We start from the raw sequence: 15,419 nt of genomic DNA, 5'->3' as shown, positions 1-15,419 counted from the left end.
GGAGCCTGCGCGGCTCAGCTGCTGGTAATGCCGTGGCGCACGGCGTACTTGAGCAGATCGGCATTGGTCTGCAGGCAGAGCTTCTGCATCAGCCGCATCTTGTGCGTGCTGACGGTCTTGGGGCTCAGGTGCAGATCGTCGGCAATCTGTCCCAGGGCCTGTCCGGAGGCAATGCGCTCGAGCACCTCGCGCTCGCGCGGCGACAGGGTCTCGTGCGGCAGGCCGCCCGCGCTGTCCGGCCGATCGAGCTGGAAGACGACGGAGTCGACCAGCGAGGGATCGATGAAGCGTCCGCCCTCGGCGACACGACGCACGGCGGTCACCAGCGTCTGCGGGTCGCAGTCCTTGGTGGCATAACCCGACGCGCCGGCGCGCAGCACCCGGGCCACGATGGGCGCCTCGACGTGCATCGACAGGATCAGGATCGGCAGGTTCGGGTGGCTGTGATGGATGCGGTTGATCAGGTCCACCCCGCTCAGGCCGGGCATCGAGAGGTCCAGCAGCACGATGTCGGTCGGCGTCTGGGCCAGCAGGGCCAGCAGGGCCTCCCCGTGGGCGGCCTCGCCGGCCACCTGCAGCCCCTCGGTGCTGTCCAGCAGCTGGCGCAGACCGCTGCGGACGATGCTGTGATCGTCCGCCAGGATGACGTGGATGGGATTCATGGTTGTGGTGTGGGTGTCTTGGCCATGTCGTAAAGGATATCCACCACGGTACCGCCGGGACGGGTGGTGATGTGAAATTCCGCCCCGATGGCCAGCATTCGTTCACGCATGCCCAGCAGCCCCAGCCCCCCCCGGCGCGCGGCCACGGCCTGCGGATCGAAACCCTGCCCATTGTCCGAGACGGACAGGTGCAGGGTCGTGCCATGCTGCTGCAGCCGGATCGTGACCTCGGTGGCACGGGCGTGCTTGGCGATGTTGGTCAGCGATTCCTGCACCGCGCGGAACAGCGCCAGCGCGGCCGCCTCGGGCAGGCGCGGCTCCAGGTCGTGCGGCAGATCGAGCTCGCAATGGGTTTCCCAGCGCAGCGAGAAGTCCTCCGCCAGCCACTCGATGGCGGCCACCAGGCCCATGTCCAGCGCGCCGGGCCGCAGATGCGAGGCCACATGGCGCACCACATCGGCCATGGTGGCCATGGTCTCGCGCATGCGCTCGGCCCGCTGCAGCTGGTCGCTGCCCGCCGGCAGGCCCTGGCGCAGCATCGAGAGGTCCATGCGCAAGGCTGTCAGCAACTGCCCCAGTTCGTCGTGGACCTCGCGGGCGATGCGCTTGCGCTCGTCCTCGATCAGGTGGTCCTCATAGGTCACCAGGGCCCGCAGCTGCTCCTGCGAGTCGCGCAGCGCGTCCTCGATGCGCTTGCGCTCGGTCACGTCCTGCAATGTGCCGGTGAGCAGCCGGTGCGGGCCATGGCGCTGCATCACGCCGTGGATGTGCACCACCATCTCGCGCCCTTCGGGGCGGCGCAGCCGCACATCCACGCTCAGCCGGTCCCCGCTGCGCAGCACCTGATCCACCGCCGTGGCAAAGGCCGCCCGGTCCTCGGGGTGTAGGCGCTGGGGCCAGCGGCCTCGCGGCAGCACCCGGTCCTCCAGGCCATAGCCCACCAGACGCAGCAGCTCGCTGGAACAGGTGACCTCGTCCGTGTCGACATTGAGCTGCCACTCGCCCATGCCGGCCATCTTCTGTGCCGCCGCCAGGCGCAGGTGGCCGGCGGCGATCTCCTCGGCGGCCCGGCGGCGGGGCTCGGCATCGGCGGCCTGCACCAGCACCTGGCCGGCCTGGCCCGGCCCGCCGGGCAGGCGGCTGAAGGTCAGGGCCATCCAGCCCGCGGCGCCACCGGGTCGCCGCAGCTTGTACTCGCCCTGGCGCACGCTGTGTTCGCCCTGCACCACCAGCCCCAGCAGCTCGCGCTGGGGCGGCCGATCGGCCTCGTCCAGCGTGTCCAGCAGCGACTGGCCCGGGGCCGCATCGACCAGCAGTTGCCAGGCCACGTTGCAGCGCAGGATGCGACCGTCCGGGTCGGCCAGGGCCATGCCCACCGTGCAGGCGTTGAAGATGCGTTCGAGCAGCTCGGCCGCATGGCCCTGGGCCTGCATGTGGCGGTGGATCTCGGTCAGATCCTCGTCGATGGCCAGGGCTCCCACCACGCGGCCCTCGCCATCGCGGATCGGCTGGGCCGTGACCCGCAGCTCGCGGGGCTGGCCCTCGGAGCCGGTCATCCGGCGGATGCCGCTCAGCACCGGTCCACCGGTGATCACCGCCCGCCGCATCAGGGACTCGTGGTCGCCCCGCCCCAGACTGCGCACCGTGTCACCGTCCAGCCCCAGCGCCTGCACCGCCGGGTTGACCTGCGCGGTCCGGCCGTCGGCATCGCCGATCCACACCCCCACCGGCATCGCCGCCAGCACCGCATTCAGGCGGGTGGCCAGCTGCGTGGCCTGCTGCTCGGCGGTCTTGAGGGCGCTGATGTCCTGCACGCTGACCAGCACATGCCGGGGGCGGTCCAGCGCGTCCCGCACCAGTGACAGGCTGGCCAGCGTGGGCAGCTCATGGCCATCGCGGTGCACATGGCGCAATTCCACCTGGGCACTGCCGCTGGCACAGGTCCGCTCCCGGGCGGCGGCCAGATCCGGCCAGTAACGCACCGCGATGCATTGCCGGACCGGCACCCCCAGGAGTTCCTCCGGCGTGTAGCCCAGCATCCGGGCATAGGCGGCATTCACGGTCTCGATCCGCGGCTCCTCCCCCAGCGAGCCGATGGCCATGCTCCACGCCACGGTCCGCACCAGGGACTGGCTGTGGGCCAGCGCGCTGGCGCGGGCCAGTTCGGGCCGCAGATCCCGCCACTGCAGCACCCGGGCCGCCATGGTGCCGGTCAGCGGCGTGGTGTGGCAGGCCACCGGAATGCGCGCCCCCGAGGCGGTGACGGCCTCGAGCCGGCGCACCCCGTCCTCTTCGGCAGCCTGGTCCAGCTCTGGCAACCAGCGCGCCAGCGGGGTTCCCTGGGCCTCGGCCGACACCAGCCCGAGCTGGGCCTCCGCCGCCCGGTTGATGCGGAGAATGCGGTCGCGCGCATCGACGAGCATGGCCGGCAAGGGCAGCGCCGCCCACCCCTGGCGGTCCTGGGTAGCCTGCACCCGCCAGAGTTGCACGCCCCGCCAGAGCCCGCAGGCCAGGCCGCCCAAGCCGGCGAACGCCAACAGGACCGCACCGACCAGGAGCCCGGCCAGGGACAAGCCCTGGTGGGCGGCCAGCGCACCGGCCAGACCGGCCAGCCCCATGCCCAGCGCGCCGGCGCCGGCCCACTGCACCACCAGCCAGGACAACGCTTCGTCGGGGTGGGTGCGCATCCGCGCCCGCACCCGCGCATGCACGGCCTCGATACAGGCCAAGGTCAGCGCCCCCCCGACCAGCAGCGCAGACGGCGACAGCCCGGCCTCGACCTCCGCCCAGAAGGCCCGGGCCAGCAGAGCCAGGGCCAGCAACGCGGCCAGGAACCCGCCGGCAACCGCCCCGATCAGGGCCGGCCGGCCGCGCAGCGACAGTGCCACGGCCGTGGCACCGGTCAGCCCCAACCAGCTCGCCCACCCGAGTGCCCCCCCCGGCATCCCGCGCCCGCTGGGCACCGCGCCGGCGACGGCGCCCATCGCCCCTTTGAGCCCCAGCACCAGGGCCAGCGCGATGCCAGCCAGCGCCAACACCGCCGACCAGCGCGGCCGCCAATGCCAGGCCAACAGGCTCGACGCGAGCAGCACCGGCGCCAGGAGGCCGGCCAGGGTCAGCCCAGGATCTGCCCAGGTTCCGGCGCCCAAGAAGGCGCCCCACAGCAGACCCAGCCCCCCCGCCAAGGCACCGCCCGCGAACCAGGGTCGTCCCGACCTGATCCGCCGCTGCTCGGTGTCACCCCACCCGTTCAAAACGGCCTGCTCCTGCTCATGAAAGACCGTGGGATCATAGGGGGAATCTGACCCGACACAGCCCGGGATGACCGGGATATTCCCGGCGGTATTCGCGCCGACGTCAATCGCCGCCGGATTCCGCCTCGATCCGCAGGCGGCAGCGCCGCACGCCGGGGCCGACACGGGTCTGCGCCTTCACGCGCAGCGGCTGCCCCGCAGGCACCCGGCGGCGGCAGTGGTAGTCCAGCGAATCGGCGCTGCCTGCCGGGGTCTCCAGCCGGCGCGCCCAGGCCTGGGCGCCGTCCAGCTCCACCTGCAGGGCATGCCAGCCGGTGGTGTCCTCGCCAGGGTGGACAACCTCGAAGCGCACATCGATCTCGAACACCCGCTCGTGGTCCAGCACGGCCGGGATGTCCAGCAGGGCCACATCCCCTTCGGCGACATCCTGTTGCCAGCGCTCCGGCGGTGGCAGCCGCTCGCTCATCGCTTGGGACGTTCCCCCGCCGGCAAGGCGGTCACGGTCTCGGCCACCTCGCGGGCGTCGATGTCCACCACATCGGCCGGGGCCGCGCGTCCCCCGGCCGCCGAGAAGGCCCCCGTGCGCACCCAGGTGAAGCGCGGCGCCACCACCGGACGGCCGCGCAGCTTGGCCCACACCAGCAACCCCAGGGCCGCTGTCAGGCCCACCAGCATCAGACTGGCCATCAGCGCCAGCCCGAACACGGCTGCCACTGCCTTGACCAGCAACGAGAACAAGGTCTTCATGCCGTCATTGTGTACGCTGGCGGCGGCTCGGGCAGGATGCGGGCCATGACGATCCCCCTGTCCATCCTCGACCTCGTGCCCATCCCGGAGGGCAGCAGCACGGCCCAGGCCTTGCAGAACACGCTGACGCTGGCCCGCCAGGCGGAAGCCTGGGGCTACCAGCGCTACTGGCTGGCCGAGCACCACAACATGGACGGCCTGGCCTGCTCGGCCACGGCCGTGCTGATCGGCCAGGTGGCGGCGGCCACCTCGCGCATCCGGGTCGGCTCCGGTGGCGTCATGCTGCCCAACCACGCGCCGCTGGTGGTGGCCGAACAGTTCGGCACCCTGGCCACGCTCTTTCCAGACCGCATCGACCTGGGCCTGGGCCGCGCCCCCGGCACCGATGGCGCCACCGCCCGCGCCCTGCGCCGACAGGCCCTGGCCGCCAGCGAAGACGCCTTTCCGCAGGACGTGCAGGAGCTGCTGGGCTACCTGGGCAGTGAGGAGCGCCCCGGCCAGACCGTGCACGCCATCCCTGGCCAGGGCACTGAGGTGCCGGTCTGGCTGCTGGGCTCCAGCCTGTTCTCGGCCCAGCTGGCGGCCTGGCTGGGCCTGCCGTTCGCCTTCGCCTCTCATTTCGCGCCGGATCTGCTGGACGACGCGCTGGACATCTACCGCCGCACCTACCGCCCCTCCGCCCGCTGGCCCCGGCCGCACACCATGGTGGGCGTGAACGTGGTGCTGGCCGACACCACCGCCGAGGCCGAACACTTGTTCACCTCCGCCCAGCTGCGGGTGCTGGGCATGCTGCGCGGCCAGCGCGGGCCGCTGCCACGCCCGATCGACCCGGCCGAGCTGGCCGGGCGCTGGCGGCCGGAGGAACAGGCCGGGGTGGAGCGCATGCTGGCCGTGCGGGCCGTCGGCGACACCGCCCGGGTGACCGAACAGCTGGGGCAGTTGCTGGCGCGCACCCGGGCCGACGAACTGATCGTGGCCTGCGCGGTGCACGACCCGGCCGCCCGGCTGGCGTCCTACCAGGGGCTGGCCCGCGTGACGCATTTCTCCTAAGCGCCTGGCCCGCAGCCCCCGGGAGACGGCTACCATGGCCCGTGCAGCGCACAACGCATGTCATGGGTCGGCTGACTTCCCTTCTCTCAGGCATTCGCTGGTGGATCCGGGGTCCACGGCATTTGTTCGACCACCTCAGCTTCCGCACCAAGTTCGTCGTGATCGGCGTGGTGCTGGCCGGCCCGCTGTCGACGATGGTCGGCTTTGTCGCCTCGCGCTACGACCAGCGGGTGGCGCAGGCCCAGGCCCGTGAAACCGCGCTGCTGCGCAGCAGCCGCCTGCGCGAGCTGGCGGTCGCCCTGGCGGTGCACCGCGGCCTGTCGGCCCGCATCCTGGCCGGCGGCGAGGCCGTCAGCCCGGAGCTGGTGCAGGTGCAAAAGCGGGTCGACCGGCTGCTCTACGAAGCCCGGGACGCCATCCCGCCCGACCAGTGGCGCACCGCCGACGCGGTGGGCGGCCCGCCGCTGGTGACCGAGGTCCACGACCTGATGCGCCTGAGCGACCCCGGGCGACCCGACCGCAACTTCGTGCGCCACAACGCGGTCATCGACGCGCTGCTGAACCTGAACGCCCGGGTGGGCATCGGCCCCGACGCCGATCCGGGCGATCGCAATGACGCGGCGCTGCTGCACCTGGCCTTCCAGCAGTTGCCGATGCTGCTCGAAGCCCTGGGGCGGCAACGCGGCTGGGGCAGCGCCGTGCTAACGCTGGAGGAATACGAGCCGGCCGACGTGAACCGCTACATGCTCTACACCGGCGGCGCCATGCAGCAGCTGGAGGCGGTGGGCAGCGCGCGGGAAGCCGTGGCTGCGACCGACCGGCTGCTGGGCGGGCCGTCCCAGCCCCAGCCACTGACCCAGGCGCTGGCCCAGGCCAACGCCTTCAGCGCCCGGTCCCTGGCCACCGTGAGCGCGCACCAGGGCGGCACCGCCGCCGCCGCCGGGCATTTCCAGGCCGGCACCGTGGCGATCAACCGGCTGGACGGCCTGGCCCAGCACTTCTCGGCCCGGCTGCTGGCCGATGCCCAGCGCGATCTGCGCCAGGCCCAGCGCGGACGGGCGATCTCCCTGCTGGGCGTCGGCTTGGTGGCCATCGTGCTGCTGGTGATGTACCGCGGTTTCGAGCGTTCCACCGTGCTGCGGCTGCGCGCCCTGCAGAGGGCCTCGGCCCGGCTGGCCGACGGGCGGTTCGAGGAGCGGGTGCAGGTCGATGGCAGTGACGAGATCGCCCGCCTGTCCGGGGCGCTCGACGACATGCGCCAGCGCCTGCAGATCGCGGTGAGCGAGCGGGCCGAAGCCCTGGCCGCCCATGCCTCGGCCCGGGCCAAGACCGAATTCCTGGCCCGCTGGAGCCACGACCTGCGCACCCCGCTGGCGGCGGTGCTGGGCTTTGCCGACATGCTGCTGGAACGGCCGACACCCGCCCTGTCCGGTCCGCAGCGCGACGAGGTGCTGCACATCCGCGAAGCCGGCGAGCACCTGCTGGCCCTGGTCAATGACGTGCTGGCCGTGGCCAGCCTGAATGCGCCGCACGGGGTGCCCCAGAGGGACGAGGCGGTGGCGGTCGCCCCGCTGGTCGCCTCGGCCGTGCATCTGGTGCAGGCCCAGGCCCGCGCCGCCAGCGTCCAGCTGCAGTGGCCGCGCCACGGCGAGCCGGACACGCCGCTGTGGGTGCGGGGCGACCGCACCCGCTTGCTGCAGGTGCTCGCCAACCTGCTCAGCAACGCCATCAAGTACAACGACACCGGTGGGCAGGTGGCGCTGCGCTGGATCCAGGACAGCGACAAGGTGCGTCTGTCGGTGGAGGACAACGGCTGCGGCATTGCCGAGGACGATCTGCCCCGCCTGTTCCGGCCCTATGAACGACTGGAGGCCACCGACCGCACCGTCGAGGGCACCGGTCTGGGCCTGTCCAACGTCAAGCGCCTGCTGGAGGCCATGGGCGGCGATGTCACGGTCGAGAGCCGGCTGGGCGAAGGCACCTGCTTCACCGTCGTGCTGCGGCGCAGCGCCCCGCCCCAGGCCACGCCGGTGCCGCCGGCCGAGCCCCTGCCGCCGCTGCAGGCCCACATCGCCTACGTCGAGGACGACGAGACCAATGTGCTGCTGCTGGAGGCCATGTTGGCGGCCGAGCCAGGCTTGCGGCTCTCGGTCTTCCCCGATGGGGCCAGCGCACTGGCCCAGCCCCCGGCCTGCGACCTGTGGATCATCGACGGTCAGTTGCCGGACGTGGACGGCCTGGAGCTGCTGGCCCGCCTGCGCCAGCAACTGGGCCGCCTGCCGCGGGCGGTGATGTTCTCGGCCGATGCCCTGCCCTGTCGGCGGGACAACGCCCTGGCGGCCGGCTTCCGGGATCTGTGGGTCAAGCCCATGGGCCGCGACGAACTGCTGCGGCGCCTGCGCCAGCAGCTGCCCCCCGCCCGGCCCGCCGGGGTCTCCGCCGCCCCCCTGGCACAATGACCGCCCTGGCGGCGCCCGGCCGCCGCGCTCCTCCGGCCGCGCCTGCATGACCCCGACCCCGTACCGCGTGCTCAGCCTCATCCCGCCGATGACGCAGCTGAACACGCCCTACCCCTCGACCGCCTACCTGACCGGCTTTCTGCGCTCGCGCGGCTTTGACGCGCAGCAGGAAGACCTGGCCCTGGGCCTGGTGCTGCGCCTGTTCACGCCCGCCGGCCTGGACGAACTGCGCACGGCCGCGCTGGCCCTGCCCGAGCGCCAGCGCCCACCGCAGGTGAGCCACTTCCTGGCCGAGTTCCCGACCTACCGCGTCACCGTGGCCCGGGTGATCGCCTTCCTGCAGGGGCGCGACCCCACGCTGGCCCACCGCATCAACACCCGCAGCTTCCTGCCCGAAGGCGCGCGCTTCCAGGCCCTGGACAGCTACCCCGCCGAAGAGGGTGAAGACCCGCTGGCCTGGGCCTTCGGCGCGCTGGGCCTGCAGGACCGCGCCCGCCACCTGGCCACCCTGTACCTGAACGACCTGGCCGACGTGGTGCGCGAGGCGGTGGACCCGCGCTTCGAGTTCGTCCGCTACGCCGAGAAGCTGGCCACCGCCCAGCCGCATTTCGACCCGCTGGCCGAAGCCCTGGCCACCCCGCCCCACCTGCTGGACCGCACCCTGGCCACGCTGACGGCTGAGGCGCTGGCCCGCCACCGGCCCCAGCTGCTGCTGCTGTCGGTGCCCTTCCCCGGCGCGGTCTATGGCGCGCTGCGCATCGCCCAGGCGGCCAAGACCTTGCAGCCGGCGCTGCCCATCGTGCTGGGTGGCGGCTTCGTCAACACCGAGCTGCGCGAGCTGGCCGAACCGCGCCTGTTCGACTTCGTCGACTACGTGACGCTGGACAGCGGCGAACGCCCGCTGCTGGCCCTGATCGAGCACCTGCAAGGCCAGCGTGGCCGCGAGCGCCTGGTGCGCACTTTTGTGCGTGAAGGCGCTGGCCCCGAAGCCGCCGTGCGGCGCATCGCCTGGCCCGAGCCCGACGTGCCCTTCGCCGAGGTGGGCACGCCCACCTGGGACGGCCTGCCGCTGCAGAACTACCTGTCCCTGCTGGACATGCTCAACCCGATGAACCGGCTGTGGAGCGACGGGCGCTGGAACAAGCTGACCGTGGCCCAGGGCTGCTACTGGAAGAAGTGCAGCTTCTGCGACGTGGGGCTGGACTACATCGGTCGCTACGAGACCACCACCGCCCAGGTGCTGGTCGACCGCATGGAGGCCATCGTCGCCGAGACCGGGCAGACGGGCTTTCACTTCGTGGATGAGGCCGCCCCGCCCAAGATGCTGCGCGCCCTGGCCGAGGAACTGCTGCGCCGCCAGCTGCCGGTGAGCTGGTGGGGCAATGTGCGCTTCGAGAAGACCTTCACCCCCGAGCTGGCCCAGTTGCTGGCCGAGAGCGGCTGCATCGCCATCAGCGGCGGGCTGGAGGTGGCCTCCGACCGCCTGCTGGCGTTGATGAAGAAGGGCGTCTCGGTCGAGCAGGTGGCCCGCGTGACCCAGGGCTTTGCCGACGCTGGCGTGCTGGTGCACGCCTACCTGATGTATGGCTTCCCGACCCAGACGCTGCAGGACACGATCGACGCCCTGGAGTACGTGCGCCAGCTGTTCGCCAACGGCTGCATCCACAGCGGCTTCTTCCACCGCTTTGCCTGCACCGTGCATTCCCCGGTGGGCCAGCACCCTGCGGACTACGGCATCACGCTGCTGCCGCTGCCCGAAGGCCAGTTCGCCAAGAACGACGTCGGCTTCATCGACCCCACCGGCACCGACCACGACGCGCTGGGCCGCGGCCTGAAGAAGGCCATCTACAACTACATGCACGGCATCGGCCTGGACGAGGACGTGCGCGCCTGGTTCGATCACCTGCCCGGCAAGCTGCCGCGGCCCACGGTGGGCCGCCAGCGCATCGCCAAGGCGCTGCAGTCGCAGGGCTGAGGCCGCGTCGGCCGTCCCCCCCAAAGGCGCTGCGCGCTCAGACGCCGGGATCCCGCCCCGCCAGGACGCACTGCAATGCGGCCCACCACTGGGTGGACGGCGCCGGCTTGGCGACCTCCTCCGGCCCCTCGGGCTGCACCGTGCAGCGAAGCGTCGCCGGGGCCTCCCCCAGCCACCGCCGCAGCGCCGGCACCGCCACCTCCACCGGAACGGTCTGCGGCTCCAGCACCAGCAACAGCGGCAAAGCCTCCGGTGCGGTGGCCATCAACGCACGTGCCTCATCCAGCGATGCGGCCTCCAGGATCCGGTCAAAGCCAGCCAGGGCCAGCCGTTCGGCCAGGGCGGCGCGGGCCGTTGCACAGGCATCGAGCACCAGGGCCCGCCGGCCTTGGCCCAGCCGACCGGCCCCTGGCTCGGCTTCCGGCAAGGGCCACTGGACCTGATCCTCGCTGGCCACCAGGCAGGGCAACTCCACGCGGAAGCGGCTGCCCATCCCCAGCTGACTGCGAACGGAAATGCGCCCGCCCATGGCCCGCACGGCCTGACGCGCGATGCTCAAGCCCAGCCCCAGCCCCGGCAGTCGCCCCTGGCTGGCGGCGCGGACGAAGGGCTCAAACACCAGCGGCAGGTCGGCCTCGGCGATACCCCGCCCGGTGTCGATCACCTCCAGCCTCAGCAGACCGTCCACGGCCTGAGCCACCAGCTCGATCCGGCCGTTGCGCGTGAACTTGGCCGCGTTCGACAGCAGGTTGAACAAGACCTGGCGCAGGTGCCTGGCATCGAGCTCCACGACCCCCGGCAGACCGGGGCCACGCACCAGCTGCAACGCATTCCCACCGCTGAGGGCCATCGCCTGCGCCTGCTCGACGACCTCGATCAGCAGGCCATGCAAACACAGCGGTGCCGGGATGATCTCTGGCGTGGCACCGGCTTCGGGACTGCGCGCAAAGCGCTGCAGGTCGTCGATGGTCTCCAGCAGCATCTGCCCGCTCTGCTCGATGGCCCGCCGGTCAGCTTCAAATGCGGGCCCCTGGCCCAGGCGGCGCGTCAGCGTCACCATCGACGCCAGCGGCCCGCGCAGATCATGGCCGATGTACCCCAGGAGCCGCCCCTTGGCCACATCGCTGGCACGTGCACGGGCATTCGCATCCACCAGCTCGGCGGTGCGCTGGCGCACGGTGGCCTCCAGCCTCTGGGCCTGCTGAGCACGTTCACGGCCCAGCTGGTAGAGCGCGGCGCCCATCATCGTGATCGATCCCACCAGCGTGCCCACCAGGGGGCTGTTCTCAATGAGCGCTGTGCTGGGCATCACGCCCAGCAAGGCCAGGTAACGCGGCAACAAGCCCAGTTGCTGGCAGAACATCGCAAAGAGCCACGCCGGGCCCAGCGCTCCCCCGGTCTTCAACCCACGCACACTGACCAGCAGGGTCGTGGCGATCAACAAGGGCAGAACCCGCCCATTCCACTGGGTGGCCTGCCGGTAGTCACCCCAGAGGCACCACCCACCCACCAGCCCGCTCAGGGCCATCACCCCCAGCAACACCCGGTCCAGCCGCGGCTGGCGCTGTCGCCCTCCCAGCACCTGGCGCATCGTGAGCGCCTGTGCCACCGTCGCCGCCGTGCCCAGCACACCAAGGGAGCGCTGCGCCCAATCCGTGGCATCGGGCCACAGCAGCGCGAAGGCGGCCCCCCGCATTGCGGCCTCATAGAGCAAGGCCAGCAGCAGGTAGACGGCCAGGAGGCCGAACACCGGCTGACGCTGCGCCAGATACAGGCCACCGGCCAGCAGCGCAAGCATCAGCGGCAGGCTCAGCATCAGGCTCTCGACCCAGCTGTCCCACGTGGAGGCGATCAACAGCTGGGTCGGCCGCCACAGCGTCGGCCGAAGGGACACGGCCCCGCGGCTGGCCACGCGCAGCAACACCTCGCGGGTCTCGCCGGGTGCCAGGCGGATGGCAAACGCACTCGCACGTGTCCGGATCTCGCGGGCGGAAAACGGCTGATCGGTGCCAGCACGGGCATGCTGCCACCCGCCCTCCCCCACTCGGCGCCAGAACAGCGCGACAGACTCCATGCGCGCCGGCTCCAGCACCAGGATGTGGACCTGCCGCTGGTCCTCCGGGTTGTGCAGCACCCAGCGCAACCAGAATGCGGAGGCGCTGTAACCCGGCGCGAGCGCAGCGGCCGTGGCGGGTTGGAAGGTCGGCCCCCCCTGGGCGAACAGGGTCTGCGGATCGGGCGAGGCCGTCGGGTCCACGTACAGCAGCCCCTGCGGAGCCAAGGCGATCGGCGCCTGATCGCTGGAGCTCAGATTCAGGACCGGCTGGGCTGCCACGCCCCCCGGGAACAACACCGACAGCACCAGCAGGCAGCCACAAAGGAGCAGCTGGCGCATCAAGAGGTGTTCCGCCGGCCCTGCCAATGCGCCTGCCGATAGGCCTGCGGGCTCAGGCCATGCCGGTCCCGGAAGGCCGTCGAGAAGTTGCCCGGATTGCCGTAGCCCACCTGCCGCGCAATCTCCTGGACCGGCATCTCGGTCTCCGTGAGCAGCCGCAAGCCCGTGTTCAAACGCTCGCTGCGCAGAAACCCGGAAACCGTCTGGCCGACATGCGCACTGAACAAGGCCAGCAGGCGTTTTTCGTAGGTCCCGACCTCCCGCGCAATCTGGCTGACCGACAGCTCCTCGCCCAGGTGCTCGCGGATGAAGGCGACCGCGCTGTGCACCAGCACCGCCTCCGGGTCACGGCTCAGGGCCGCTGGCGATGCCTCCTCCCCAGCCGCCTCGGGGCCGTGACGGGCCTGTTCGGCCAGGCGCAGGTGCACGCGGATACGCGCCAGCACCTCCTCGGGGCAGATGGGCTTGCTGATGAAATCCACCGCCCCCAGGCTGAGCCCCCGGACGCGCTCCGTCGGCGCACCGTACGCGCTGACGAACAGCACCGGGATGTGGCGGGTCAGCGGATCGGTCTTCAGCAGCCGACACAGCGCGAAGCCGTCCAGTCCGGGCATGCCCACGTCCAGCAGCACCAGCGACGGCTGCAGGGCCTGGGCCCGGTACAGGGCCGACCGGGCCTCGGCCACCAGCGCCAGACGGTAGAGAGGACGCAACAACTCCGTGAGCTCGCGCACCTCGGCGAGCTGATCGTCCACGAGCAGCAGCAGAGGGCGGGAGGAAAGGGACTCCGGCAGTGGTTCAACAAACGAGTGGGTCGACATGGCACTTGCCAACGACGGGACGCTCGTCACGAATCGGTGGGGCTGGCATTGGTTGAAGTGGATTTCATTGTGCAGCGCCGCCCGTTCACAAATCGTTGCAGTTCGCCAACGCAGCTGTGATTGATCCACGGAAATCCAAACGCCGCGCCCCCCTAATTCCGTTCCCCAAAAGCTTCGTCCGTTTCCGCAAAAGCCCGGTGCAACCCACTCACCGATAAAGCGCCAGGACCGACGGATCCGCCACCAAGCCGCGGGTCCGCCATGGATGAACGAACGAGCAGAAAAGGGAACCAATGAAGTTGCAACGAATCAAGCGCCTGCGCATGGCGTCGGCGCTCCTGGGCCTGTCACCGCTGCTGGTGCTGGCGGCACCGCCGGATGCCGGTCAGCTGCTCAATGAACGCCAGCGCGTCGAGACGCCGCCGCGTCAGCACGCCGCCGAGCCCGGGCTGGAGGCCGCACCGGCCGCCACCCCGGCAGGCCCCGGTCTGAGCGCCCTGGTGTCGCGCGTGCGCTTCACCGGCGCCGAGGACCTGGCCACCGAGGCCGAACTGCAATCCTGGGTGGCCGATGCGCTGGGCCAGCGCCTGAACCACGGCCAGTTGCAGGCCCTGGCGGCGCGCGTCACCGCGCGGCTGCAGGCCAAGGGCTACCTGCTGGCACGCGCCTACCTGCCGCGCCAGGACCTGAGCGGCGGCGAGCTGCAGATCGCCGTGCTCGCCGGACGGCTGCAGGAGGGCCCCGGCCGGCTGACCCTGAACGGTGGTGACGAAGCCCTGCAGGCGCGTCTGCGCGCGATCGCCGATGCCAACCTGCACGACGGGCCGGCCCGCGCCGAGGACGTGGAGCGCGCGCTGCTGCTGATGCGCGACGTGCCCGGCATCAGCGTGCGCTCCGCGCTGGACAAGGGAGAGCAGCCCGGCACCAGCCGCATCCAGACGCAGGTGCAGACGCAACGGCCCTGGGGTCTGGGGGCCTCGGTCGACAACTTCACCAACCGCTACACCGGCTCCGTGCGGGTCGGCGTCCATGGCAGCTGGTTCCGTCCGCTCGAGCACGAGGACGTGGCCGACCTCTCGCTCAGCGAGACCAGCCGCACCCACCAGGCCGCGCTGAGCTATGCCTGGGGCGTGCTGCCCGAAGGCCTGCGCGCCAACGTCAATGCGTCCTACATGCATTACCGCGTCGGCCTCGATCTGGCGCCGCTGGACCTCACCGGAACCGCGCGCACGCTCGGCGCCGGCCTGAGCTACCCGCTGATACGCGGCCGTGAGCGCAACCTGTGGGCCACGCTCGACGCCGCCGACACCCGGCTGGACGACGACACGCTGGGCGTGGCGCTGCACCGCCGCGTGGTCGACAGCGCGACGCTGGGCCTTTCCGGCAACCACTACGACGAGCTGGGCGGTGGTGGCTCCTTCGACTTCGGCGCCGGCATCACCTCCGGCACCGTGGGCCTGTCGGGCAACGCCGACGACAACGAGGCCGATCGCCTCGGGGCCGGCACGCAAGGCAGCTATCAAAAGCTGAGCTGGCGCCTGGCCCGCACCCAGACCCTGCCGGGGCTGGCGGACTGGTCGGTGCTGCTCGCGGCCAACGGCCAGTTCGCCACCGCCAACCTCGACTCCTCCGAGAAATTCATCCTGGGCGGCCCGTCCGGCGTGCGCGCCTACCCCGTGGGCGAAGCCTCGGGCGACGAAGGCACGTTGCTGAACCTCGAACTGCGGCGTGACGTGCGCGCCTTCGACCTGCGCGGCCAGGCCCTGGTCTTCTTCGATGCCGGCTGGGTCACCCAGCACCACAACCTGTGGAGCGGCGCGCTGCCCGAAGGACAGGCCAACCGCTACACGCTGACGGGCGCGGGCCTGGGCTTCAACCTCGCGGGCGAGCGCTGGAACCTGCGCAGCGCCTGGGCCCACGTGATCGGCCGCAACCCCGGCCGCAGCGCCACCGGGCTGGACGCCGATGGCCGCGCCGCGCGATCACGCGCCTGGGTGCAGCTGAACGTCGCCTACTGAGCCCGGCCGAGTCCCCAGAGACGCCGCCGTCACCGACC

General features: G+C 71.6%; 10 protein-coding genes. 4 read left to right on the top strand and 6 right to left on the bottom strand.

The genetic code is table 11. The features are described 5' to 3' along the window. Window positions 1-14 precede the first annotated feature (14 nt). The 4 genes from KGA65_RS03805 to KGA65_RS03790 form a co-directional block, all read right to left on the bottom strand. On the bottom strand, window positions 15-662 hold the full coding sequence (locus tag KGA65_RS03805; protein ID WP_225861815.1) for a response regulator: 648 nt from the start codon (window positions 660-662) through the stop codon (window positions 15-17). Beyond that, a complete protein-coding gene (locus tag KGA65_RS03800; protein ID WP_225861814.1) occupies window positions 659-3,811 on the bottom strand; it encodes a PAS domain-containing sensor histidine kinase in 3,153 nt (1,050 codons plus the stop codon). Before KGA65_RS03800 ends, KGA65_RS03805 begins: the two co-directional genes overlap by 4 nt. Window positions 3,812-4,019: 208 nt before the next feature. Further along, a complete protein-coding gene (locus KGA65_RS03795) occupies window positions 4,020-4,382 on the bottom strand; it encodes a hypothetical protein (protein WP_225861813.1) in 363 nt (120 codons plus the stop codon). Further along, on the bottom strand, window positions 4,379-4,663 hold the full coding sequence (locus KGA65_RS03790) for a hypothetical protein (RefSeq protein ID WP_225861812.1): 285 nt from the start codon (window positions 4,661-4,663) through the stop codon (window positions 4,379-4,381). Before KGA65_RS03790 ends, KGA65_RS03795 begins: the two co-directional genes overlap by 4 nt. A 45-nt stretch (window positions 4,664-4,708) precedes the next feature. On the opposite strand from KGA65_RS03790, the gene KGA65_RS03785 reads away from it, so the two are divergent. The 3 genes from KGA65_RS03785 to KGA65_RS03775 all read left to right on the top strand — a co-directional run bounded on the left by KGA65_RS03785 (window position 4,709) and on the right by KGA65_RS03775 (window position 10,147). Next, on the top strand, window positions 4,709-5,713 hold the full coding sequence (locus KGA65_RS03785) for an LLM class flavin-dependent oxidoreductase (RefSeq protein ID WP_225861811.1): 1,005 nt from the start codon (window positions 4,709-4,711) through the stop codon (window positions 5,711-5,713). Between the two features lie 122 nt (window positions 5,714-5,835). Continuing rightward, a complete protein-coding gene (locus KGA65_RS03780) occupies window positions 5,836-8,172 on the top strand; it encodes an ATP-binding response regulator (protein WP_225861810.1) in 2,337 nt (778 codons plus the stop codon). Between the two features lie 46 nt (window positions 8,173-8,218). Further along, entirely contained in the window at window positions 8,219-10,147 is a 1,929-nt protein-coding gene (locus KGA65_RS03775; RefSeq protein ID WP_225861809.1) for a B12-binding domain-containing radical SAM protein, read from the top strand. 37 nt (window positions 10,148-10,184) lie between these two features. On the opposite strand, the gene KGA65_RS03770 is transcribed toward KGA65_RS03775, so the two are convergent. Together KGA65_RS03770 and KGA65_RS03765 are read right to left on the bottom strand one after the other, a co-directional pair. Continuing rightward, window positions 10,185-12,542 carry a sensor histidine kinase gene (locus KGA65_RS03770; RefSeq protein WP_225861808.1) on the bottom strand — a complete coding sequence of 786 codons (2,358 nt, stop codon included), beginning with the start codon at window positions 12,540-12,542 and terminating at the stop codon, window positions 10,185-10,187. Continuing rightward, window positions 12,542-13,297 (bottom strand): helix-turn-helix domain-containing protein, encoded by a 756-nt coding sequence (locus tag KGA65_RS03765; protein WP_310740933.1) that lies wholly within the window; start codon window positions 13,295-13,297, stop codon window positions 12,542-12,544. Before KGA65_RS03765 ends, KGA65_RS03770 begins: the two co-directional genes overlap by 1 nt. A gap of 359 nt (window positions 13,298-13,656) precedes the next feature. Between KGA65_RS03765 and KGA65_RS03760 the strand changes: the two genes are divergently transcribed. Continuing rightward, window positions 13,657-15,381 carry a ShlB/FhaC/HecB family hemolysin secretion/activation protein gene (locus KGA65_RS03760; RefSeq protein ID WP_225861806.1) on the top strand — a complete coding sequence of 575 codons (1,725 nt, stop codon included), beginning with the start codon at window positions 13,657-13,659 and terminating at the stop codon, window positions 15,379-15,381. The last annotated feature ends 38 nt before the right edge of the window (window positions 15,382-15,419 follow it).

It is taken from the genome of Ideonella benzenivorans, assembly GCF_020387415.1.
Taxonomy (GTDB): Bacteria; Pseudomonadota; Gammaproteobacteria; order Burkholderiales; family Burkholderiaceae_C; genus Ideonella; species Ideonella benzenivorans.
This window is presented reverse-complemented; position numbering and strand designations above follow the sequence as displayed.